The sequence below is a fragment of the Caproiciproducens sp. MSJ-32 genome, from assembly GCF_018918055.1.
GTDB lineage: Bacteria > Bacillota > Clostridia > Clostridiales > Clostridiaceae > Clostridium.
Genome location: NZ_JAHLPS010000128.1, coordinates 13,697 through 38,852 on the forward strand (window position 1 = coordinate 13,697; position 25,156 = coordinate 38,852).

At 28.2% G+C, this 25,156-nt stretch carries 22 protein-coding genes; 20 read left to right on the forward strand and 2 right to left on the reverse strand.

Annotation, left to right across the window (positions count from 1 at the left end; genetic code table 11):
* Positions 1-110: 110 nt before the first annotated feature.
* The 11 genes from KQI16_RS12695 to KQI16_RS12745 all read left to right on the forward strand — a co-directional run bounded on the left by KQI16_RS12695 (position 111) and on the right by KQI16_RS12745 (position 13,006).
* Positions 111-2,471, forward strand: coding sequence for an endonuclease MutS2 (locus tag KQI16_RS12695; RefSeq protein ID WP_216434941.1), 2,361 nt, complete (start codon positions 111-113; stop codon positions 2,469-2,471).
* Positions 2,472-2,559: 88 nt separating this feature from the next.
* Entirely contained in the window at positions 2,560-3,021 is a 462-nt protein-coding gene (locus KQI16_RS12700; protein ID WP_216434943.1) for a DUF523 domain-containing protein, read from the forward strand.
* Positions 3,009-4,031 (forward strand): hypothetical protein, encoded by a 1,023-nt coding sequence (locus KQI16_RS12705; RefSeq protein ID WP_216434945.1) that lies wholly within the window; start codon positions 3,009-3,011, stop codon positions 4,029-4,031. The genes KQI16_RS12700 and KQI16_RS12705 overlap by 13 nt, the downstream gene beginning before the upstream one ends.
* Positions 4,032-4,054: 23 nt before the next feature.
* Positions 4,055-5,179, forward strand: coding sequence for a M15 family metallopeptidase (locus KQI16_RS13180; protein WP_330654233.1), 1,125 nt, complete (start codon positions 4,055-4,057; stop codon positions 5,177-5,179).
* A gap of 211 nt (positions 5,180-5,390) precedes the next feature.
* Positions 5,391-5,981 carry a 50S ribosomal protein L25 gene (locus KQI16_RS12715; RefSeq protein ID WP_216434947.1) on the forward strand — a complete coding sequence of 197 codons (591 nt, stop codon included), beginning with the start codon at positions 5,391-5,393 and terminating at the stop codon, positions 5,979-5,981.
* Positions 5,982-6,069: 88 nt separating this feature from the next.
* Positions 6,070-7,797 carry a phospho-sugar mutase gene (locus KQI16_RS12720; RefSeq protein ID WP_216434949.1) on the forward strand — a complete coding sequence of 576 codons (1,728 nt, stop codon included), beginning with the start codon at positions 6,070-6,072 and terminating at the stop codon, positions 7,795-7,797.
* 146 nt (positions 7,798-7,943) lie between these two features.
* Positions 7,944-9,044, forward strand: a complete 1,101-nt coding sequence (locus KQI16_RS12725; RefSeq protein WP_216434951.1) for a tetratricopeptide repeat protein — start codon at positions 7,944-7,946, stop codon at positions 9,042-9,044.
* A gap of 82 nt (positions 9,045-9,126) precedes the next feature.
* Positions 9,127-9,849 (forward strand): WecB/TagA/CpsF family glycosyltransferase, encoded by a 723-nt coding sequence (locus KQI16_RS12730; RefSeq protein ID WP_216434953.1) that lies wholly within the window; start codon positions 9,127-9,129, stop codon positions 9,847-9,849.
* Between the two features lie 68 nt (positions 9,850-9,917).
* Positions 9,918-11,195, forward strand: a complete 1,278-nt coding sequence (locus tag KQI16_RS12735) for a glycosyltransferase (RefSeq protein WP_216434955.1) — start codon at positions 9,918-9,920, stop codon at positions 11,193-11,195.
* Positions 11,196-11,198: 3 nt separating this feature from the next.
* On the forward strand, positions 11,199-12,338 hold the full coding sequence (locus KQI16_RS12740; RefSeq protein WP_216434957.1) for a glycosyltransferase: 1,140 nt from the start codon (positions 11,199-11,201) through the stop codon (positions 12,336-12,338).
* A gap of 11 nt (positions 12,339-12,349) precedes the next feature.
* Positions 12,350-13,006: a cyclodeaminase/cyclohydrolase family protein gene (locus tag KQI16_RS12745; RefSeq protein ID WP_216434959.1), complete on the forward strand. Its 657-nt coding sequence runs from the start codon at positions 12,350-12,352 to the stop codon at positions 13,004-13,006.
* Between the two features lie 21 nt (positions 13,007-13,027).
* Here the strand turns inward: KQI16_RS12745 and pdaA are convergent, their stop codons facing one another.
* A complete protein-coding gene (gene pdaA, locus KQI16_RS12750) occupies positions 13,028-13,810 on the reverse strand; it encodes a delta-lactam-biosynthetic de-N-acetylase (protein WP_216434961.1) in 783 nt (260 codons plus the stop codon).
* Between the two features lie 174 nt (positions 13,811-13,984).
* Here pdaA and ychF point away from each other — a divergent pair, with 174 nt between their 5' ends.
* From ychF to spoVE, 9 genes are all read left to right on the forward strand, one after another.
* A complete protein-coding gene (gene ychF, locus KQI16_RS12755; protein ID WP_216434963.1) occupies positions 13,985-15,082 on the forward strand; it encodes a redox-regulated ATPase YchF in 1,098 nt (365 codons plus the stop codon).
* Between the two features lie 243 nt (positions 15,083-15,325).
* Complete coding sequence (gene mraZ / locus KQI16_RS12760; protein WP_216434965.1) at positions 15,326-15,754, forward strand: division/cell wall cluster transcriptional repressor MraZ; 429 nt, start codon at positions 15,326-15,328, stop codon at positions 15,752-15,754.
* 11 nt (positions 15,755-15,765) lie between these two features.
* Positions 15,766-16,698, forward strand: coding sequence for a 16S rRNA (cytosine(1402)-N(4))-methyltransferase RsmH (rsmH, locus tag KQI16_RS12765; RefSeq protein ID WP_216434966.1), 933 nt, complete (start codon positions 15,766-15,768; stop codon positions 16,696-16,698).
* Between the two features lie 33 nt (positions 16,699-16,731).
* A complete protein-coding gene (locus KQI16_RS12770) occupies positions 16,732-17,169 on the forward strand; it encodes a cell division protein FtsL (RefSeq protein ID WP_216434969.1) in 438 nt (145 codons plus the stop codon).
* Between the two features lie 79 nt (positions 17,170-17,248).
* On the forward strand, positions 17,249-19,444 hold the full coding sequence (locus KQI16_RS12775; RefSeq protein WP_216434971.1) for a stage V sporulation protein D: 2,196 nt from the start codon (positions 17,249-17,251) through the stop codon (positions 19,442-19,444).
* A 96-nt stretch (positions 19,445-19,540) separates the two neighbouring features.
* Positions 19,541-20,995, forward strand: coding sequence for a UDP-N-acetylmuramoyl-L-alanyl-D-glutamate--2,6-diaminopimelate ligase (locus tag KQI16_RS12780; protein WP_216434973.1), 1,455 nt, complete (start codon positions 19,541-19,543; stop codon positions 20,993-20,995).
* 10 nt (positions 20,996-21,005) lie between these two features.
* Positions 21,006-22,367: a UDP-N-acetylmuramoyl-tripeptide--D-alanyl-D-alanine ligase gene (locus tag KQI16_RS12785; RefSeq protein WP_216434975.1), complete on the forward strand. Its 1,362-nt coding sequence runs from the start codon at positions 21,006-21,008 to the stop codon at positions 22,365-22,367.
* A 39-nt stretch (positions 22,368-22,406) separates the two neighbouring features.
* Entirely contained in the window at positions 22,407-23,381 is a 975-nt protein-coding gene (gene mraY / locus KQI16_RS12790; RefSeq protein ID WP_216434977.1) for a phospho-N-acetylmuramoyl-pentapeptide-transferase, read from the forward strand.
* A gap of 21 nt (positions 23,382-23,402) precedes the next feature.
* Positions 23,403-24,515: a stage V sporulation protein E gene (spoVE, locus tag KQI16_RS12795; protein ID WP_216434979.1), complete on the forward strand. Its 1,113-nt coding sequence runs from the start codon at positions 23,403-23,405 to the stop codon at positions 24,513-24,515.
* Between the two features lie 75 nt (positions 24,516-24,590).
* Here the strand turns inward: spoVE and KQI16_RS12800 are convergent.
* A partial coding sequence (locus tag KQI16_RS12800) for an IS3 family transposase (protein WP_216434981.1) occupies positions 24,591-25,156 on the reverse strand: 566 nt, incomplete at its 5' end.

Sequence of the window (25,156 nt, forward strand, 5' to 3'; positions counted from 1 at the left end):
TTTTTTAGCAACTGTGTCCTCTGTACTTAAATAATTAGTTGATTTCAATTATTAGAAATTAACATTGTTTAATATTAGATTTATTAAATAAAAAATAATAAGGAGAAGTTATGGACGATAGAACTCTTAGAGTGCTTGAATTTAATAAGATAAAAGAAATATTAAAAGAATATGTAATCACAGCTAGTGCTAAAAAATTAGTTGATGAATTAAAGCCTTATGATACAGTGTATGAAGTAAGAAGAAAGCTGCAAGAAAGCGATGAAGCTTTAGATTTATTAATTAAAAAAGGAAACCCTCCTTTTGAAGGGCTTTATGATTCGGGAGAAGGCATAGAAAGAGCTAAGAAAAATGGAGTTCTTTCTCCTGGGCAATTACTTAAAATTGGAGGAATGTTAAGGTGTGCTAGAAGATTTAAAGATTACATAAAGAGAAAAGAGGAAGAGATGCCTCATGTATTGTTAGAAGATCTAGCAGATATATTAACTCCTCTTAGAAAATTAGAAGAAATTATTGAAATTTCAATTGTATCTGAAGAGGAAATTAGTGATAAAGCAAGTCCGACATTAGAAAATATAAGAAGAAATTTAAGGGACAAGATTTCTTCTGTTAGAGATAAAATTAATTCAATAGTTAGAGCAAATTCAAAATATCTTCAGGATGCTATTTATACAATGAGAGGAGATAGGTATGTATTACCTGTAAGGGCAGAATATAAGGGAGCAGTACAGGGGCTTATTCATGATCAAAGCTCTACAGGTGCTACTTTATATATTGAGCCAATAAGTTTAGTAAATTTAAATAATGAGATAAAGGAATTAAAATTAAAAGAAAAGGCAGAGATAGAAAAAATATTAAGTGAATTATCAAATAAGGTTTATGAAAATATTGATTTAGTAGAAAGTAATTATAAAATACTAACTGAATTAGACTTTATTTTTGGAAAAGCTAAATATGCTTCAAGTATAAATGGAATGTGCCCTATAGTTAATGAGGATAATAGTTTCGATATTATTCAAGGACGTCATCCTTTGATAGATCCAAAGATTGTAGTTCCATCAGATATATATCTAGGTAAAGAATTTACTACTCTAATGATTACTGGTCCAAATACTGGAGGTAAAACAGTAACCTTAAAAACTGTAGGACTTCTTCATTTAATGGCCTTAAGTGGTTTATTAATTCCAACGAAGGATAATTCAAGTATTGGATTCTTTAAAAAGATATTTGTGGATATTGGAGATGAGCAGAGTATTGAACAATCATTGTCAACTTTTTCATCTCATATGACTAATATAGTTAAGATATTGGAACAGGCTGATAATAATTCCCTTATATTATTTGATGAATTAGGATCAGGTACAGATCCGGTAGAAGGAGCTGCCCTTGCAATTTCAATAATAGATACTCTAAGAAGTATTGGAGCAAGGGTTATAGCTACAACTCATTATAGTGAGTTAAAAGGTTATGCATTAAAAACACCTGGAATAGAAAATGCTTCTGTGGAATTTGACGTTGAAACCTTAAAGCCAACCTATAGATTATTAATAGGAGTTCCTGGAAAGTCTAATGCTTTTGAAATTTCAAAAAGGCTTGGTTTAAGTGAAGAAATAATAAATAAAGCTAAAAATAATATTTCTTCTGATAATTTAGAGTTTGAAGATTTAATAAGAGACTTACAAGAAAAGAGTATATTAGCAAATCGTGATGCAAGAGAAGCAAAAAAAATAAAATTAGAAGCTGAAGAGATAAAAGCAAAATATGAGGAAAAGCTTAAAAGATTAGAAGAAGTAAGAGAAAAGGCTTATATTGAAGCTAAGCAGGAAGCTAAAAATATTATTCTTAGAGCAAAAGAAGAGGCTGATGAAATTTTAAAAGCCATGAGGGAATTAGAAAAGCTAGGAATTGCTGAAGGTGGAAGGGCTAGATTAGAAGAAGAAAGAAAAAAGTTAAAAGATAGTTTAGAAAAGAAGGAAGCTGCCTTAATCAAGGAAAGAGAAAATAAAGGAGAGGAAATTACCAAGGTAACCCTTGGAATGGATGCATATCTACCTTCTTTAAATCAAAATGTAATTATAGTTTCTATGCCGGATTCCAAAGGAGAAGTTCAAGTGGAAGCTGGTATTATGAAAATAAATGTAAAACTAAAAGATTTAAGAAAGATAAATAATCCTAGCAGCAATAAAAAGGAAAGGAAGAAAAGGGAATTAAAATTAAATCTAGCCAGAGTCGAAAATAGAATCGATTTAAGGGGATTAGATGCAGAAGAAGCTTGTTATAGAACTGATAAATATTTAGATGAAGCATATATGGCTAATCTAGGAGAAGTTACTATTGTCCATGGAAAAGGTACAGGAGTATTAAGAAAAGCAATAAATGAAATGTTAAAAAAACATCCTCATGTCAAACAATATAGATTAGGAGCATATGGGGAAGGTGGAGATGGAGTAACAGTAGTAACTTTAAAATAAATCCTTAAAATACTATTAAATAAATAAAGAGACTTATGTAAATAGGTCTCTTTTGTGCTATAATTTTAATAGAAAAGAGGTGTAGGCTATGTACTTAATAAGCGCATGTTTATGCGGAGTAAATTGTAAATATAATGGTAAAAATAATTTAAATAATATATGTTTAAAACTTTTAAAAGAGGGAAAAGCAATTTTAGTTTGCCCAGAACAATTAGGTGGACTTCCTACACCAAGAATACCTGCAGAAATAGTTGGAACAGCAGCAGGGGTATTAAAGGGAGAAGATAAAATAATAAATAAAAATAATATAAATGTTACAGAAGAGTTTATAAAGGGTGCAATGGAAACTTTAAATATAGCAAAGAAGTGTAATGTTAAAAAAGCTATTTTGAAAGAGGGAAGTCCTTCTTGTGGAGTAAATTATATTTATGATGGAACTTTTAGTGGAAATAAAATAAAAGGGCAAGGTATTACTGCTAAACTATTAAAAGAAAATGGCATAGAAATAATTAGTGATGCAGCTTTGGAGGGATATAAATGGGATTTTTAAAATTTATTAAAGAATTAATTAAGAATAGAGAGATAGATGAAGAGGAGTTTCTTCAAGAAGACATGGATGATGAAAAATTTGAGGAAAGTAATGAAGATAGTATGAAAAATATAGAAATTAAAGAACCTATAGAAACAATTGAAAATGTTGATCCTATTAATAAGATTGAAGCTAATAATTTAAGTGAAGAAGAAATTGATAAATTAATATTGAAGGAAATTTATGAAATTATAAGTGTATATGAGGATTTTGAAAGAGTAAAAATAGCTGCAAAAGAAGCAGCAGTTAATATTGGTATAAAATATATTGATTATCTTCCAAATTATTTGAATTTAAAGATTAGTAGAATTCCTATTTTTAGAGAGAAATACAGCGATCCTGAAGAATGGAAATTAGTAGTTGAAAATACTGTATTAATGATAATATACAATTTTAAAGAACATGGTGTGTCATTGTTACAAAAAATTGGACAAAAAAATAATAACTTATATATAAAGGTTACAAATTTATTATGCAAATTAGCAAGTGAAAATATAAAAACTGATGAGATAATAAATTCAATTATGGAAAATATAATGGCTTTTAATGATGAAACAAAAATATCTATACTTGGATGTATGTCTCAAATTAAAGGAAACAATCAAGTTATAGGGTTAATTCAACATTTTTATAAAACTTATATTAAAAAAGGAGATGCTGAGAAGTCTTTAAAATTATTAAAATATTTGATTAATGCTGCTGAAAGATTTACTCAAGGTCATTTACAGTTTTTAAAAGATTTATCTTTAGGCAGTAAGACTATAAATCTAGAAAAAATTACAGTTTTAGAAGAAAATGAGCCTAAGTTAATAACTTTAAATAATATAAATGAAGAACTAAGAGTGGATGCTGCTATAACATATTATATGCTTGATGATTCCGATAGAGAAATAAATAATACTTTATATTATTTAAGAGATTATTCTTTGGATAGAAATTTAAGAGAAAGAATTAATAAGATACTAAAATAAAATTATAATTAGGGGTCTTTAAAGTGATAAAAAATGAAAATAAAAAGAGAAGAAAATCAATAAAAGAAAAATTTTTTTTGTTGATTATTTCTTTTATATTTATAAATATATTAATATTTTTGCCTATTAATATAAATAATATTCCTTTGCTGGCATCTTATACATTAACTAAAGAAGATATTAAATCTAATCAGGAATTTATTATGGAATTTAATTATGTGAAAGATAATATAAAGTATCTTTATACTGATGTAGCAGAAGATAATTTAATTGATAAAGTTAAGGAAATTGAAGATTTATTAGACAAGGGTATAAGCAGTAAAGCAAAAGTTTTGATTTCAGAATTAACTAATAATTTTAATGAAATCAGTTCAAGAAATCAATTATATTTAGAGAAGCAATTTAATGAAATAAATGATGAAAAGTTAGAGGATTTTTTAGAGGAAGAATTAGAAATAATAATGAATTATAAAAAAGAGTTTGAAAATTTATATAAGGATAAAAAATATAATGAGGCTAGAAGTGTATTACAAACTCTTAGAGTATATATTGAGGACAATAAGAAGTTAGCAAATAAAAGAAAAATAGATGAGGTATATGAAGAAAATTCCCTTCAAGCTCCTTCTTTAAGAGAACCTAAATATATAAATGGAATCTTAATAGTAAATAAAGAATATGGGCTTCCTGATACATATTCACCTGGAGAAGATCCTGAAGCTAGAGAAGCTTTTGAACGAATGAAGGCAGATGCGACAAAGGAAGGCATATATTTAAATGCTTTTTCAACATATAGGAGTTATTATACACAAGAGACCTTATATAATAATTATGTATATACATATGGACAATCATCAACTGATACTTTTTCTGCAAGGCCAGGCTTTAGTGAACATCAAACAGGATTAGCTTTTGATATTGGTGGAGTAGATAGAAGCCTATGGGCACAAGAAGATTTTAAATATACAAAAGAGGCAAATTGGCTTAAGGAAAATTGCTATAAATATGGATTTATATTAAGATATCCAGAAGGTAAGGAATGGAAAACAGGATATATGCATGAATCTTGGCATTTTAGATATATTGGGGTTGAACATAGTATAAATTTTGCTAATAGTGATTTAACTTTAGAAGAATATTTAGGCTTATAAGTTTTTATTTAAAAATGATTTATAATTAAAATTTATAATTAAAATACTAAAGCTGTCTTACAAAATTTATTTGTAAGACAGCTTTAGTATTTTACAGCTATTGCGATAAATTATATTTAGGAAAATAAACTTAATCTTAAAAATATAGTATAAAATTTAGACTTATTGCCAAGAATATCATAAGAGATTATATTAATGGGAGGAATCTATATTGGAAAGTCTAAATTTAATAAAGAGAGATAAGCATAATAAAGCAAAACAATTAAGAAGAAATGGCAAGGTGCCTGGAATATTATATAATAAAAACAAAATTAACTTCATGTTTGAAGTTGGTGAATTAGAATTATGTAGAGAGATATCAGAAATTGGGGAACACGGAATATTAAACTTTCAAGTAGATGGAAGTGATAGGAAGGCTTTAATAAAAGATGTTCAAAGAGATCCTGTAACAGGGAAAATAATTCATATAGATTTACAAGAATTAGAGAAAAATCAAAAGATTATTTCTTCTATACCTATTAAATATATTGGAGAAGATTTGCTTAATAGAAGAGGTATGATTGTTCAAAAAGAAAAAGAAAGCATCAAAGTAGAAGGAGTAGCTGAAAAGTTACCAAAGAGTATAAAAGTTAATATGGCAAATTTAAACAAGGGAGCTGTTTATAGAATTGCTGATTTAGAAATTGCTTCCGAACTCTCCGTTATTGAAGACTTAAATACAGTAGTAGCTTCAGTAAGTTATGAAAGAAGGACTGTAGCTGAAAATAATGAAGCTGCTGAAGAAGAAGGAGGAATTGATTAATAATTACCCCTTAATCAATAGAATTAGTATTTGATAAATATTTCCTTTAGTGTATAATAAATTTGTAACTATTTTTGGGAGGGGTAAAATGTTATATAAAGAAAAATACGAAGAATGGCTAATTTCAGAAATAATTGATAACGATATTAAAGAAGAACTAAGAAACATAAAAGAAGAAAAGGAAATAGAAGATAGATTTTATAAAGATTTAGAATTTGGTACTGGTGGACTTAGAGGAGTTATTGGAGCAGGAAGTAATAGAATGAATATATATACTGTTTCAAAAGCAACACAAGGTTTTGCAAATTATTTAAATAAAAATTTTGATAATCCATCAGTAGCTATAGCTTATGATTCTAGAAATATGTCAAAAGAATTTTCTAAAGCAGCGGCTTTAACTCTTGCTGCTAATAATATAAAAGTTTATTTATATGAAAGTTTAAGACCAACACCTATGCTTTCTTTTGCAGTAAGACATTTAAAATGTAATGGTGGGATAGTAGTAACAGCATCACATAATCCAAAGGAATATAACGGTTATAAAGTATATGATGAATTTGGTGGTCAGGTAACAGATGAAAAGGCAAATTTAATAATTAATGAGGTTAATAAGGTTAATGATTTTTCATTAATTAAAACAATATCAGAAGAAAAAGCTTTAGAAGATAATCTATTGCAATATATTGGAGAAGATGTTGATAAGGCTTATATTGATGCTGTAAAGTCATTAACAATAAGAAAAAAATTAGTTAAAGATAAAGCAAAGGATTTAAAGGTTATCTATTCTCCAATCCATGGTTCAGGAAATATGCCTGTTAGAAGAGTTTTAAAGGAACTTGGTTATGAAAATGTTCAGGTTGTAAAAGAGCAGGAGCTACCTGATGGAAATTTCCCAACTGCACCATATCCAAATCCAGAAGATCCTAAAGTATTCAAACTTGCCTTAGAAATGGCTAAAGAAAGCAATCCAGATTTAATTTTTGCAACAGATCCAGATGCTGATAGAATTGGTGTTGTAGTAAAAGATAATGAAGGTGAATTTAGAGTCTTAACAGGAAATCAAACAGGATTATTATTATGTGAATATATATTAAAATCTTTAAAGGAAGAAAATAAGCTTCCTAAAGATGGTTCAATAATAAAAACAATAGTTACTACTGATGGTGTTAAAGGTATTGCAAAGGAATATGATGTAGAAGTAGAAGAAGTTCTAACAGGATTTAAATATATAGGGGAAAGAATAAGAGAATATAAGGAAAATAAGAATAAAACTTATATTTTTGGATTTGAAGAAAGCTATGGATATTTAGCTGGAGATTTTGTTAGAGATAAAGATGCTGTAATTGCAGCAACATTGATTGCAGAAATGACTTTATATTATAAGGAACAAGGAAAGAGTTTATATGATGCATTAATAGATTTATATGATAAATATGGATATTTCAAGGAAACATTAGTTTCTTTTGAACTTAAAGGTAAAGAAGGTAGCGAAAAAATAGCTAAATGTATTGATTCTTTCAGAAATAATAATATAGAAACTTTAGATGGACTTAAGGTTATAATAAAAAATGATTATAAGTTAAGAGAAGAAGTAAATGTATTAACCGGAGAAAAGAAGGAAATTAATCTTCCTAAGTCAAACGTTCTAAAATTTATATTAGAAAATGAAGCATGGTTTGTAATAAGACCTTCTGGTACTGAACCAAAAATGAAGGCATATATAGCAACAAATGGAAAAGATTTAAAAGATGCTGATGAAAGTCTTGATAGATTGAAAAATGAAGTTGTGGCTTTAATAAATGAAAAATTAAATTAGAAAATAATAAGTAGGGTATTGCCCTACTTATTATTTTTATGATTTTTGATAATAACATGTTTTTTCATTATGACTTTAATATTTGAAAGCTTATTAATATTATAGTATTATTTATTGTAAAGTAATTTTTAAGGAGGTTCTGTATTTTGAATTATAATGCAGTATTTAAAGAAAAACTAGGTAGATTATTATTTCTTGAAATAAATCAAAAAACTTTCAAGGAAATGGTAAAAATACCCGAATATGTAGAGTTTGTAAATAAGGATTTATATATACCAATATCTTCTAAATATATAACAGAAAATATACAGGATGAAATTAGAATTAAAAATTTGCCTATTTATTATTTTATTGAAGGTATGTTTTTTTCAATGGGAGCAGATGAAAATCTAAGATTTAATGAAGATTATGAAACTATATTAACATATATTAATGATGCGGAGGCTTGTATAAAAAGTATAATAGCTAGAAATATTAAGGAAGAGCATTTAGTAGAGGCATATATTCTCTTAAAGGGATTTTATAGATATTCACAAGATAAAGAAGTAATGAAAAAACTTCTTTTAGTAGGAGAAACAATAAGAGAAAAGGATAAATCCTTTAAAGATATATTATTAAAGGATATAGAATATTGTGAAAATAATTTATTAAAAATAAGTGAAGCTTATTTATATAAGGCTTTAATATTAAAAGATGAAAATGACTATGCAGGAGCCAAGATTGCAATAAACGAATATATAAATAATGGTGGAAAAGTAGACGATGAAATAGAAGTGTTAATTGATGATATTAATAATATATCAAATTATGAAAAAGCTATTGAGTATTTAGAAGGAGATGTCGTTAAAGCAATAAAAATCTTTGTAGATTTATTAGAGAAATTCCCTGATAATCCGTTAATTTACTATTATTTAGCTGTTGCTTATAGAAAGTTAGAAAATTATGAAAAAGCAATTTATTATTTAAATGAAAGTCTTGAAAGAGAGACTGGAATATATGAAGTTATAGTAGAATTAGGGATAAATTATGCTTGTTTAAATCAATTTGAAGAAGCAATAAAATACTTTAAGAAGGCTTTTGAGGCAACAAAGGAAGTAGAAGTTTGCACAAATATTGTTATGTGTTATTTAAATTTAAATAAAATAGAAGAGGCTAAAATACATTTAGAATTGGCTAAAAAAATAAATCCTGAGGATGAAATTGTAAAAGAACTAGAGCAAATATTAGCTACAGCTAAGGAAAATTAATATATAATTTTATATATAATTGTTAAGCTCAAATTTAATATGATAAGATATAAATAACTAGAATATTTCATAAGGAGTAATCATGAAAGATAATAATTTTATAAAAGTTCTGGATTATAAGATATATAAGAATAGTATTTCTGAAGCCTTAGAATATATAGATAATTATGAAAAAGTTCATATTATTTCTGGAAATCCAGAGGTTTTATATAATGCTTTAAAGGATGAAATATTATTTAATAATTTTAATTCTGAAAATAGCTTTATAATACCTGATGGTGTAGGAGTACAAATAGCTGCAAAATATTTAAAAACACCTATAAAAGAAAAAATAGCAGGTATTGATTTCATGCATAGAATTATGAAAAAGTGTGAAAAGGAAGGTAAGAGTATATACTTGCTTGGAGCATCAAATGAAAGTCTTAATTCCTGTATAGCAAATATAATAATGAAATATCCTAATATTATTATAGCAGGTTATCGAAATGGTTATTTTGATTCAAAAGAGGAAGAAAAGATTGTTGAGGAAATAAAAAAGACCAATCCTTATTGTCTTTTTGTTGCTATGGGTTGTCCAAGACAGGAACAATTTATAGTTAAGAATATGGAAGAATTGAATTGTAAGATATTTATGGGAGTAGGAGGAAGCTTTGATGTAATAGCTGAAAAGGTAAAAAGAGCGCCTACATGGATGATAAAAATGGGGCTAGAATGGCTTTATAGAGTCATAAAGGAGCCATGGAGAATAAAGAGATTATCTAGTATTCCTAAATTTTTAATGCTTGTGTGCAAGAGTAATAGGTGATTTATGAGTATAAATAATCTATTTATTTTAATTTTAAATTTTATATTAAAGGGGGAGAACTGGTAATTATGAAAATATTATTTATAGCATGTTATTCACCACTAATTAATAATTCCGCTTCAATTGAAACACTTCAATATTTAAATAACTTGGCTAATATCAAGGACAATGAAATTCATTTATTAACAGTTAACTTCCCCAAGAATTCAATATATTATGATGAATATATTTTTAATATGCTAGATAAAAAGGTTAAAATACATATTATTTCAGGTGGAAAAATTTTTGAAAAAGTAATGCCCAAAAGGAGTAATAATATAAATATTAATATAAATAATAAGCTTTCCCTAAAGAATAAAATACTTAGAAGGATAAAAAAAGTTATAGCAGTACCTGATATGTATTATTATTGGTCAATAAAAGCAAGTAAATATGGAATTAAACTTATGGAAAAGGAAAATTTTGACGTGATGTTCTCTATGCATGAGCCGCCTTCAAGTCATATTTGTGCTTACTATATAAAAAAGAAATATAAAAATTTAAAATGGATAACTTATTGGAGTGACCCTTGGACTAAGGATTCAACAAGAGAAAATATAAATATATTAAGAAGAAAATTTGAAGAAAGCTATGAAAGAAAAGTAGTGGAGCTATCAGATAAGTTTATATTTGTAACAAAGGAAAATAGAGATGATTATATAGGAACTTATAATATCGAAAAAGATAATACTTTTATTATTACTAGGGGTTATGATGAAGAACTTTATAAAGAAATTGCTTTAGAAGAAAAGCCTGAATTAATAAATGATAAAAAGATTAATATAGTTTATGCAGGTGAAATATTTACTAAGCTTAGAGATATAAGACCTTTTATAGAAGCTTTGGAAAAGCTTAAGAAGGAAAATATAGATTTCTTTAATAAACTGAATATATTATTTTTTGGAAATATTGATGATGAAAATATTAAAAGTAAGTTATCTTTAATAGGAAATGTAAAAGTTTCTAATAGAATTCCTTATAAAAAGGCCTTAAGTTATATGATAAATAGTGATCTTCTTATTTTATTTGGCAATAAAAATTCTAAACAAATTCCTGCCAAAATATATGATTATTTTGGTTGCAATGCTTATATTCTTGTAATTTTAGGCGATTCAAAAGATCCAATAAAATCTGTAATAGAAAATAAAGAGAAATGTATTGTTGTAATGAATAAAAAAGATGAAATAAGGAATAGTCTAATAGAAATATGCGGAAAAATTAACAATGGCATAAAAAGTTTTCCTATTAATGAATATGAATGGAAAAATATTTCGCATAAGTTATTTAAAATTTTGAAGGGGGAATAGTATATGCACGTAATGTTTGTACCTTCCTGGTATCATAATAAAAGAAATCCAGTGCATGGAAGTTTTTTTAAGGAACAAGCACAAGCCCTTCAAGAAGCAGGAGTTAAGATTACTGTTGCATATAATGAAATATGGCCTTTAACTTTGTTGGGGAGAGTAAAAGAAAGAGTTGGATTAAGTTATAAAATAGAAGATAATTTAAAGACTTATAGATATAAAAATTTTAATTATCTTCCTAAGAATTCAAAAATGTTTTCTATTTTTAATAAACGATTAGAAAAATTGTATAAGGAAATTACTAAAAATGAAGGTAAAGTAGATATTATACATTGTCAGTCTTCCTTTTGGGCTGGCATAAGCTGCCTTTATATTGCCCAAAAATATAATATTCCTTTAATAATAACAGAACATTCTTCTCTGAAAAGAGCTGTTTACATTAAAAATAGTTATATACCCTTGGTTAAAAAATCTTATTTAGGAGCAGATGTATTAATTGCTGTAGGAAATGGATTAAAGAATGAATTATACGAATTAACTGGACGAAAGGATATAAGAGTAATAAATAATTTGCTGCCAACTGAAAATTTTTATATTAATGAATATAAAAACGAAGATTTCACTTTTTTTTCACTTGCCTTTTTAGAGGGAGAAAAGGGAATGGATGTATTAATAAAAGCTTTTGCTAAGTACTTCAATAATAAAAACGCTAAGCTTATTATTGGAGGAGATGGTAGTCAAAAACAAGAATTAATTAAGTTATGTAAAAATTTAAATTTAGAAGGGCAAGTAAAATTTTTAGGAGCATTAAATAGAGAAGAGGTAGCTTATCATATGAGTAAATGTGATGCTTTTGTTTTAGCTTCTAAACATGAAACTTTTGGAGTAGTATATATTGAAGCCCTTGCTTCAGGAAAACCTATTATTGGTACTTATAATGGAGGGGCTGAGGATATTATAAATGAGAATAATGGCTTGTTAGTTGAAGTGGATAATGTCGATGCTTTAGGAAAGGCAATGGTTAAAATAAAAGAAAATATTGCTATTTATAATAGTGAAGAAATTAGAAAAGAATGTATTGAAAAATATTCTAAAGAAGCTGTAACTAGAAAGATAATAAATGTTTATAATTCTTTGTTACAGTAGAAAGGAGTCATATGTTATTTAAAGATTATACTTTAGAAAAGTTTATACAGGAACTATCTTCAAAGGCACCTTCACCAGGAGGTGGGAGTACAGCAGCATTGGTAGGGGCATTAGCAGCTTCTTTAAATGCAATGGTTTATTCTTTAACTATTGGGAAAAAGGCTTTTAATAATTTAGAAGAACAGCATAAAGAAAATATGCTTAAATTTAATGAGGAAGCCTTAGTTTTTATTGCTAGTTTAATGAATTTTATGGAAAAAGATAGAGAAGATTTTTTAGAATTGATGAATAGTTATAAACTTCCTAAAGAAACTGAAAATGAAATAATAGAAAGAAAAAAGATTATTAAAGAAAATACTTTGAAAGCAATGAAAACTCCTTTAAATTTGGCAAGAGAATGTATAAAACTTTATAAAAATATTTCTTTTGCAGTTAGTTATGGAAACAAGAATTTAAGCTCTGATGCTGGGGTTGCAGCTGTATTATTACATGCAGCAATAGAAAGTGCCATAATAAATGTTAAGGTGAATTTAAATTTATTAAGGAATGATTTATGTAAAGAAGAAGTTAATTCAATATTAGAAGAATGCAATAAGTTATTAAGGGAATCTTCAACTAACAAAATTAATTTGTTAAAAGAAGTTGAGAATATAATTTATCCAGAATAAAAATAGCCTAGCTGGCTATTTTTATTCTGGTAAATCCTTTAGGGACTTAAATTCATATCCTTGTTTTTTTAGTTCTCTAATAACTGTTTTTAATATTTTTGTATTTGTATCAGAAACAGAATGTAATAATATTATTGCTCCAGGATGAACTCCAGCTAATATTTTTTTTATTGCATAGTCTTCTTTTGGTTGATTATCTACTAACCAATCTTTATAAGCAAAACTCCAAAAGATAGTTTTATATCCTAAAGCTTGTGTTTTTTTCAAAGAATTTTTTGAATACTTCCCCATTGGAGGTCTAAAAAATTTTGGCATATCTTGACCTGTGAGGGTCTTGAATTCTTCCTCTACCTCAGTAAATTCCTTATTAAATTTTTCATTGTCTAATATTGAAGGCATAGAAGGATGATGGGACGAATGATTACATACAAGATGGCCTTCATCCACCATTCGTTTAACAATATCTTTTTCACTTTTTATATAAGGTTTAACCACAAAAAATGCAGCTGGAACCTTTTCTTCTTTTAATACATCTAATATCTTATGAGTGTTTCCATTTTCATAGCCTTGATCAAAAGTTAAGTATAGAACCTTTGAGTTTGTATCACCAACATAATAAGCATCATATTCATTTAAAAAGTCAGCTGACTCTTTTGGAGCTTCTGGAGTTTTACCGCTTTCTCTATTAACAAAATACCAGTTAAGTTCAGTATCTTCAGAGATTAAAGTTAAAGCATAACTAATATTAGAGAATAATAAAAGAAATATTGTAGGGATTATCAATAAATGGAATCCTTTTTTCATTTTTTCACCACCTTTAGTTTTTAATTTTATTCTTTGCAGAAGGATAAATTTTAGCCATAGAAATTTATGTATAAATTTTAGAATTAGTTAACATAAATTCTAATAGGTTGAAATAATTAATCTAGTAGAGTATAATTTTAAAGATGATTTAAGTTGAGAAAGGAATGTACATAGATGAATTTAGGAATTGTTGGTTTACCGAATGTTGGTAAAAGTACTTTGTTTAATGCAATAACTAAAGCTGGAGCAGAATCTGCAAATTATCCATTCTGTACAATTGAGCCTAATGTTGGAGTAGTAAGCGTTCCAGATAAGAGATTAGATGTTTTAGAAAAAATGTATAATGCAAAAAGAAAAGTTTATACCGCAGTAGAGTTTTATGATATAGCAGGGCTGGTAAAAGGAGCTTCAAAAGGTGAAGGTCTTGGAAACAAGTTTTTATCACATATTAGAGAAGTTAATGCAATAGTTCATGTTGTTAGATGTTTCGATGATGGGAACGTTGTTCATGTAGAAGGCTCAGTAGATCCTATAAGAGACATAGAAACAATAAATTTAGAACTTATTTTTGCTGATCTTGAAGTCTTGGAAAGAAGAATGGAAAGAACTATAAAGCTTGTAAGATCAGGAGATAAGGCTGCAAAAGCAGAATATGCTTTAATGGAAAGAGTTAAAGAACATTTAGAAAAAAATCTTCCTATAAGAACTCTTGAAGTAACAGAAGAGGAAGAAGAAATAATTAAGGGCTTATTTATGATAACATCAAAGCCTGTTCTTTATGCTTGTAATATATCAGAAGAAGATATGATGGCCGGTAATTTAGAAAACGACTATGTAAAAGCTGTTATGGATTATGCAAAATCTGAAGGTTCAGAAACAGTAGTAGTGTGTGCTAAATTAGAAGAAGAATTATCAGGTCTTGAAGATGAAGAGAAATCAGAAATGTTAAAAGAATATGGATTAGAAGAATCTGGACTTGATGTATTAATTAGAAAGAGTTATAAGCTTTTAGGTCTTATAAGCTTTTTAACAGCGGGTGTTCAGGAAGTTAGAGCTTGGACAATAAAAGAAGGAACTAAGGCACCACAAGCTGCAGGAAAAATACATTCAGATATTGAAAGAGGATTTATTAGAGCTGAAGTAGTAGCTTATGATGATTTAGTAGAATGTGGATCAGAAGCTAATGCTAAAGAAAAAGGCCTTTATAGATTAGAGGGTAAAGATTATGTAATGAAAGATGGAGACGTGGTTCATTTTAGATTTAATGTTTAATTATTGAAAATTAATTGGACTGTTTAGGCAGTCCTTATTTTTTTAAGAAAATAGATATATGTAATTTTATGAAAAAACTTCATTAAATTTACATATATCTATTTTTAATGTTTAAAAAAATTAAAATATTTATTTTCTTTATTTAAATATTACTTGAAGAAATGGTGGAAGTTATATAAAATAATAGTATAAAGTGGTTAAAAGTGGTTGAAAGTGGAGTAAAAATTAAAAGGGTAGATTAAAATGTTTATCGGTGAATATCAACATGGTCTTGATTCTAAAAATAGAATGATTGTACCTGCTAAGTTAAGAGAAGGACTAGGCAGTAAATTTGTTATTACAAAAGGATTAGATGGATGTCTTTATGCCTACCCTATGGATGAATGGAAAGCTCTTGAGGAAAAATTAAAATCATTGCCACTGACCAATAAAGATGCAAGAGCCTTTGTAAGATTTTTCTTTTCTGGAGCTTGTGAAATTGAATTAGACAAGCAAGGAAGAGGATTAATACCACAAAATTTAAAGGAATATGCAAAGATAGAAAAGGAAATAGTAAGTATTGGAGTATTAACTAGAGTAGAAATTTGGAGCAAGGAAAAGTGGGAAGAATATAATGAATCAGATATTGATTTTGATTCTATCGCAGAAAAAATGAGTGATTTAGGAATATAAGGAGAAAAGTTATGGAATTTAAACATGTTTCTGTACTGTTAAATGAATGTATAGAGGGATTAAATATTAAAGAAAATGGAATATATGTAGATGGAACCTTAGGTGGTGCAGGGCATTCTTTTGAAATTCTAAAACGTTTATCTGACAAAGGCTTGTTGATTGGAATTGATCAAGATGAAGATGCACTAAAGGCAGCAAAAAAGAGATTACAGAATTTTGGGAATGTAAAGTATGTACATAACAATTTTTATAATATAGATTCTATTTTAGATGAGTTGGATATAGAAAAAATTGATGGTATGTTAATGGATCTGGGAGTTTCTTCTTATCAATTAGATGAAGCAGAAAGAGGCTTTAGTTATATGAAGGATGCTCCTTTAGATATGAGAATGAATAGAAAGAATTCTTTTTCGGCTTATGAAGTTGTAAATGATTATGAGGAAGAGGATCTTTACAGGATAATAAGGGATTATGGAGAAGAAAAATTCGCAAAAAGAATTGCTAAATTTATTGTAGAAAAAAGAAAAGAGAAAGAGATAGAAACTACTTTTGAATTAGTAGAAATAATAAAAGCAGCAATACCAGCTAAAGCAAGAAGGGAAGGACCTCATCCTGCAAAAAGAACTTTTCAGGCAATTAGAATTGAAGTAAATAGTGAATTATCAATATTAAATAAAGCTATTGAAGATGGAGTAAATCGATTAAATAAAGGTGGCAGAATGGCTATTATAACCTTCCATTCTTTAGAAGACAGGATAGTAAAAAATAAGTTTAAAGAGTTAGCAATTTCTTGTACATGTCCTAAGGAATTTCCTGTATGCGTGTGTGGAGGAAAGGCTAAAGTGAAAATTATTACTAGAAAAGCAATAGAACCATCAAAAGTGGAAGTAGAAGAAAATCCAAGAAGTAGAAGTGCGAAACTAAGAATTGTAGAGAAGATATAAAAAGTTAAGTTAAATGGTTGGGGGAGTAATAAAATGGTTAATAATGAATATGATTATATAAGAGGAAATACAGCTGTTAAACCTAAGAGAAAAGATAATGTTATAGAAAGACAAAGGGAAAGACGAAACTTAGAAGAAAGAAGAAGGGAAAGACAAAGGAAGGAAGCTCGTCAAAATAAATCTATTGTAATGAATATATTACATGTGGCCACTGTAATATTAATTTTGGGTGTAATTAATATTGCTTTGGATGGAAGAGTATACAAAACACAAAAAGCCCTAACTGATCTAAGAAATGAAATTAAAATTGCTAAAGCAGAGGGAGAAGCTCTAAGAGTAAATTTACTAAAGAATTCTTCGATAGAAGAAATCAAGGAATATGCTCATGCAATAGGTATGAAAACTCCAGGAAAAAATGATACAGTAGTAATAACTATAAAAAAGAATTTTTTTGAAAACATACAGGAATAGAAGGATGAAAAATAGTAAACTTGCCGATAAAGAATACTTAGTATTCTGCATGTTTTATTAATTACATGGAGGCATAGTTGTGAATAAAAGAAATTTTAGAGACAAAGCGCTAATGAAAAAGAGAATATCATTAGCGCTTGCCATATTAATGTGTATTTTTATTCTTTTGATAATTAGACTATCCTATATTATGATTGTTAAGAGGGAAGAATATTCAGCTAAAGCTGAAGAGCAGTGGACTAGTGAAGTAAAAATAGATGCTAGAAGAGGGAAAATATTAGATCGAAATGGAGTAGAACTAGCAGTTTCAGCTGATGTTTACAGAGTGGATTTTGATTTGAATTCTATTAGAGCATATTTAAAAAAGGAAAATGTGACAAAAGAAGAAATTGCACCTAAAATTGCAGAGGCATTAGATATGTCTGCAGAAACTATATTAGATAAGTTAAATACAAAGCTTCCTAGTGGTGCAGATGCAGGAGCGGCTAAAGTTGTTAGAAGAATAGAAAAAGAAGCTGCTGATAAAGTAAGAGCTTTAAACATACCTGGGGTAATTGTTTCCCCTGACACAAAAAGATATTATCCTAATGGTAATTTTTTATCTCACGTATTAGGAAGTACTAATATTGATGGGCAAGGTTTAACAGGAATTGAGCTTCAATATAATGAATATTTATCAGGTACGCCGGGACTCAGAATTACTGAACTTGATAAATACAATGATGAATTACCCTATACCATTTCTAAATTTACTACACCAGTAAATGGGAAAGATGTTACTTTAACTATAGATGCTAATATACAGGCATTTGCAGAAAAAATTGCTGAAAAAGGATATATAGATAATCAAGCAAAGCAAGTTTCTGTTTTAGTTATGGATCCAAATAATGGAGAAATACTAGCTTTAGCTAATAAACCAGATTTTGATCCTAATGCTCCTTTTGAAGGAGCAGAAAATTATCCTGGTTCAAATACCTCAGAAAAAGTACAAAAAATGTGGAGAAACCGTCTGGTAAATGATACTTTTGAGCCAGGATCAATTTTTAAGGTTGTTACAATGGCAGCAGCTTTAGAAGAGGAACTTGTAAAAGAAGAAGATACTTTTGTATGTAATGGTAGTTTAAGAGTAGGTCCACATACGATAAAATGTTGGAGAAGGGGTGGACATGGAACTCAAATTTTACCAGAAATCCTTCAAAACTCATGTAATGTAGGGTTTATGGAATTAGGAAAGAAAATAGGGAAAGAAAAATTAAATGAATATATAAAAAAGTTAGGTTTTGGAGAAGTTAGTGGAATAGATTTACCTGGAGAAGCGAAAGGAATTGTTAAAAAGACTTCAGATATGACTGATGCAGATTTAGCAACAATATCCTTTGGGCAAACAAATACAGTAAATCCAGTTCAATATATGGCAGCATTTAATAGCATAGTAAATGGAGGAAAACTTATTCAACCTCATATTATGAAAGAAATAAGTCATGCAGATGAAAATGGAAATCTTGTAGTAGATCAAGTATTTGAATCAAGAGTTTCAAAGGTATTAAGCGAAGAAAAAACTGCAATTCTTAGGGATTACTTAGAAAGAACGGTTGCTTATGGAGGCGTAAGTAAGGTTTATGTAGAGGGTTATCATATAGGTGGAAAGACAGGGACTGCTCAAAAAATCAATCCTAATGGAAGAGGATATGAATCGGGAAAATATATATCATCGGTTGCAGCTTTTGCTCCAGTAGATAATCCTAAAATATCAGTATTTATTTCTATTGATGAACCAGGAACAGGAGTATATTATGCAGGACAGATTGCAGCACCTTTAGCACATGAATTATTTATTGATATATTTAATTATATGAATTCTGAAATATCAAAAGATAATATCGACAGCATTGTTAAAGAAGTTGTTGTTCCTGAAATAAGGGGATTAGAAGTTTCTGAGGCAACAAAAATTTTAAAAGAATTAAATCTTAAGTATAAGATAGAGGGAGAAGGGGATATAATTACAGAAGTAAAGCCTTATCCGGGTTATATTGTAAAAGAAAATTCAACAATAAATATAGACATTGGTAATTTAGAGTCTTATAATAAAAATATCATTATGCCCGATTTAAGTGGATACTCTTTAGAATCTGCAATTAAGTTATTAGATAACTTAGGATTAACATATAGCTATGAAGGTAGTGGTGCAGTAATTAAACAAAGTATACCAAAAGGAGAAATGATTAAAAAAGGAACTAATGTAAAACTTATTTTAAATGATGAATATGGAGATTAGTTTTAGAATATCCCTTTCTACTAGCATGTGGGAAACTCACATGCTAAATTTTTATCAATAATAGGGACTTCAATTACAGTATAAGGAGATGATGTTATGAAACTATTAGATTTATTAAGTGGAGTAAACTATAAAGTGTTGCAAGGTAGTTTAGACAAAGAAATAAATCATATACAATATGATAGTAGAAAAATTAAAGAGGGAGACTTATTTGTCTGTTTAAGGGGATTTGAAGTTGACGGGCATAATTATGCAAAAAATGCTGTTGAAGCAGGAGCACAGGTTATTGTGTGTGAAAAGGAAATTGATATAGACAATAATGATATTACAGTCATTTTAGTTAAGGAAGGAAGAAAAGCCTTAGCAATAATGTCTGCAAATTACTATAACCATCCAACAAGAGAGTTAAAGTTAGTAGGTGTAACAGGAACTAATGGCAAAACTACAACAGTTTATTTATTAAAATCAATTTTAGAAAAAGCAGGAAAAAAGGTTGGACTTATAGGAACAATTGCAAATTATATAGGTGATAAAAAGTTAGAATCAGATCATACTACCCCAGAATCCTTAGAATTGCAAAAATTATTTAGAGATATGGTTGAAGATGGATGCGAATATTGCGTAATGGAGACTTCTTCTCATTCACTTGAGTTAGATAGAGTTTATGGATGTGAGTATGAAGTTGGAATATTTACTAATTTAACTCGTGATCATTTAGATTTTCATAAGACTTTTGATAATTATTATAATGCGAAGTTTAAACTATTTGAAAGAAGTAAGGCTGCAGTAATAAATATTGATGATGATTATGGCTACAGGGTATATAAGGATGTTGAAAAATTAGGAAATAAATTAATTAAGACTTATTCAATAAAAAATGAAAGTGATTTTAAAGGGGAAAATATTGAATTAAAAGAAGGAGATATACATTTTATAGTAAATGGATATAAATTTAATTCAACATTACCTGGAGAATATAATGTCTATAATGTTTTAGGGGTTATTGCAACGTGTAATATATTAGATATTGATAGTTCTTCAATACAAAAAGGATTATTAAATGTTGTAGTTCCAGGAAGATGTGAAAGAATAGGTTATAAATATAATATACCATTTGATATTGTAATAGATTTCGCTCACACTCCAGATGGATTAAAGAATATATTAGAAACTTTAAAGCCTTTTGCAAAAAATAGACTAATTGCTGTATATGGTTCAGGTGGAGATAGGGATAAAGTAAAGAGAGCAGAATTAGGAAGAGTGGGAACTGAACTTGCAGATTTCGTAATTGTAACTTCAGATAATCCTAGAAAAGAAGAGCCTATGGCTGTTATAAGGGAAATTGTTGCAGGAATAACAAAAACAAATTATATTGCTATAGAAAATAGAAAAGAAGCTATAAAAATGGCAATTGATATGGCAGAAGAAGGAGATGTCATAGTTCTTGCAGGAAAAGGTCATGAAACATATCAAATATTAAAAGATGGTAAAATACATTTTGATGAAAGAGAAATTGTAGATGAAATTTTAAAGGATAAAAAGAAAAATTAGAGGTGAAATAATGGATTTAACTCTTAATGAAATAATAGATGCTATTAATGGTGAGGTATTAATTAGAAATAATGATACTTTTAACAAAGTTTGTATTGATACAAGAAAAATAGAGAAAGATAATATTTTTTGGGCTATTAAAGGTGAAAATTTTGATGGAAATAAATTTGTTATAGAAGCTTTTAATAAAGGTGCTACAATTGCTGTAATTGATAGTATATTTTTTGATTTTAATGAAATAAAAGATAATGTAACTGTGATAAAAGTAGCTGATACTTCTAAAGCTTTATTAGATTTAGCAAAGTATTATAGGAAAAAATTAAATTTGAAAGTAGTCGGAGTTACTGGATCTTGTGGCAAAACTTCAACTAAAGATTTGATTGCTGCTCTTTTAAGTGAAAAATATAAGGTTTTTAAGACAAAGGGAAATTTTAATAATAATATTGGGTTACCATTAATGATATTTGAATTAGATAGGAGTTATGATGTTGCTGTTCTTGAAATGGGAATGAGCGATTTAGGCGAAATAGATGTATTAGCTAATACTGCAGAACCAGATATTGCAGTCATAACCAATATAGGATTATCTCATATTGAGAATTTAAAAACTCAAGATAATATTTTAAAAGCGAAAATGGAGATAACAAATTATTTTAATGAGAAGAATACCCTTATTATTAATGGAGAAGACGAATATCTAAAAAAAATAAAAGATAAATGTTTTGAAATTATTAAAATTGGTTATAATCATGAATATGATGTTTATGCCTTTAATATTATATTAGAAGAGGATAGAACAATATTTACGGTAAGAGATAAGTCTGAAGAAAACACTTTTATAATACCAATGCCTGGAAAGCATAATGTTTTAAATTTATTACTTGCAATAGCAGTTGCAAAGAAATTAAACATATCAATGGAAGATGCAAAAAAGGGATTAGTCAATTTAGAACCGACTTCAATGAGATTGCAAATATTAAAAAAAGAGAAAATTATTATAATTAATGATTGTTATAATGCAAGTCCTGCTTCTATGAAATCATCTTTAGATGTATTAAATACTTATACAAATAAAAGAAAGGTTGCTATACTTGGAACCATGAATGAACTTGGAGAAAAGGCTATTGAAGCACATAAGGATATTGGAAAATATGCCTCTGATAAGGTTGATTTATTAATTGCTATTGGGGAATTTAGAAATAATTTTAAAGAAGAATTTAAAGGAAAAGATATTTTAACTTTTGAAACAAAAGAAGAATTAATTAAAAATATTAAGGATATTATTAAAGAAGAAGATGTAATTTTAGTTAAAGCTTCAAGAGGCAAAAAATTTGAAAGCATAGTAAATTCATTAGAAGAGCTTTTTATATAACGAAGGAGGTGTATCTGTCATTTTTGGCAGAGTTGTAAAATGGGGGATAAAATTATAGAAATATTAACATCAAATATAGCAATAGGTTTATTGTTAGGTTTTATTATATCGTTAATATTAGGACCGATAGCAATACCAGCATTAAAGAGATTAAAGTTTGGGCAGAATATTAGAAAGGAAGGGCCTCAAAGTCATTTAAGAAAAGCAGGAACTCCAACCATTGGAGGTTTAATATTTATAATTTCAACATTAATTTCTATGTTAATTATGAGATATGATATAACAGATGAAGCAATGATTGCTTTATATTCGTTAATTGCTTTTGGTTTTATTGGATTTTTAGATGATTTATTAAAAATAATTAAAAAGCAAAATGAAGGTTTAAAAGCCTGGCAAAAGATGGCGCTTTTAGTAGCCTTTGCAGTTGCAATTTCAATTTATGGTTATAATTATTTAGGTACTAGTTTAAGAATACCTTTTATAGGCACTAAAATACCATTAGGAATTTTATATATTCCTTTTGTAATAATTTATTATGCGGCGACAACAAATGCAGTAAACCTAACCGATGGCTTAGATGGTTTAGCTACAAGTGTAAGTGTTTTGGTATTGACATTTTTTGCTGTAGTTTCTTATGTCATGGGTCATGAGTCCCTATGTGTATTTTCAATAATTTTAGCAGGAGGTCTGCTAGGATTTCTAAGATATAATGCCTATCCAGCAAAAGTTTTTATGGGGGATACAGGCTCCCTTGCAATAGGTGGTGCAATAGGAACAATTGCCTTAATTTTAGAAATGCCTTTAGTATTGTTTATTGTTGGAGGTATATATGTATTTGAAACTTTATCTGTAATTCTTCAAGTTTCATCATATAAATTAAGAGGAAAAAGGCTTTTTAAAATGGCACCAATTCATCATCATTTTGAACAGGTAGGCTGGAGTGAGGTAAAAATAGTTTCAATTTTTAGCATAATAACCACTATATTATGTTTTATAGGATTCATAGCCCTTTAATTAATTAATTGGAGGAATTTTATGAGAAGTGAAAAGACAGGAATAAAAATGGGGGAAATTGACTATGGTATATTTTATTCTGTCATATTACTATTAGCAATTGGAGTGGTCATGATATATTCTGCAAGCTCCTACTATGCCATGTTTAAAGAAGGCGATAGCATGGCATATTTAAAGAAACAAATAATATGGTCAATTACAGGTTTAATTAGCATGGTGTTAATGATGAGAGTTGATTATCATAAGTTAAAAAAAATAACTCCTCATTTATTAATTATTGCTATACCATTATTGATTGCAGTATTCTTTTTCCCGGCTGTTAATGGGGCTAAAAGATGGATACAGCTTGGACCTTTATCCTTTCAACCATCAGAATATACAAAATATGTTGTAGTATTATTCTTAGCAATGAGCCTAGACTTAAAAGGTGATGGAGTAAAAAAATTTTGGACTGGAATTGTACCTTATTTAGGAGTTTCAGGATTTTTTGCGGCTTTAATATTAGCAGAAAAAAATCTTAGTATTGCAGCAATAATAATGATCGTTACATACATTATGTTATTTGTTGCAGGCGGTAGAATCCAAGATTTAATTGGAAAGGTTGCTCCTGTTTTACTGGCAGCAGTATTGTTTTTTATCTTTGGTGAAAGTTATAGAAGAGCTAGAATGCTTAATTTTTTAAATCCTTGGAAGGACCCAGCTGGTGATGGATATCAATTAATTCAATCTTTTTATGCCTTAGGAGCTGGAGGGATTACGGGATTGGGACTTGGTCAATCTAGGCAGAAAACTTTATATATGCCTGAGCCTCATAATGACTTTATTTTCTCAATAATAGGAGAAGAACTAGGATTAATTGGCTGTTTTGTCATAATAGCTTTATTTATTCTTTTTGTATGGAAGGGAATAAAGGTTGCATTAAATGCAAAAGATAACTATGGCACTTTACTTGCTGTAGGAATAACCTCTATCATAGCAGTTCAGGCCATAATAAATATTGCTGTTGTAACAGGATCTATGCCAGTAACAGGTGTGCCAATGCCCTTTATTAGTTATGGTGGTACATCATTAGTTATAAACATGACGGCTATGGGAATACTTTTAAATATATCTAGACAATGTAATAAACAATAATATAAAAATATAAAAAACTGATTTCTATTAATTAATTTAAAATGTACCCCTTGTCAAGGACAGTTTAAAAAAAGACTATGAAACAGCTTCAAGAAGATGACTTCTGTATCGGACAGGAGTCATCTTTTTTAAATTCCACTGAGATCTATAGTTATTATAATAATCAATATAATCATCTATTTCAGTAATTAATTCCTGAAATGTTTTACACTCATTGATATATGCTTCATCCTTTAAATGACCAAAAAAGGATTCCTGAGGTGCGTTGTCCCAACAGTTACCACGTCTAGACATAGATTGTCCTATATTATGCTGTTTCAGCTTGTTTTGGAATATAGGACTTGTATAGTGTGCCCCTTGATCTGAATGAATAAATACATCTCTATGTAAGTGATGCTTTGATTTCAGAAGATTATCAATAGTATCAATTACTATATCTATTTTTAAACTATTAGAAAGGTTATAAGCTAAAACTTCGTTTGTAGCGGCATCTAAAATGGTCGACAAATAAGCCTTTTGTCCATTCTTAAAAAACAGATAAGTTATATCAGTTAATAATGCTTTTCGCGGAGTATTCTGCTTAAACTCTCTATTTAACAAGTTTGGTAAAACAGCATGTTCTTTTGTAGCTTTCATCATTC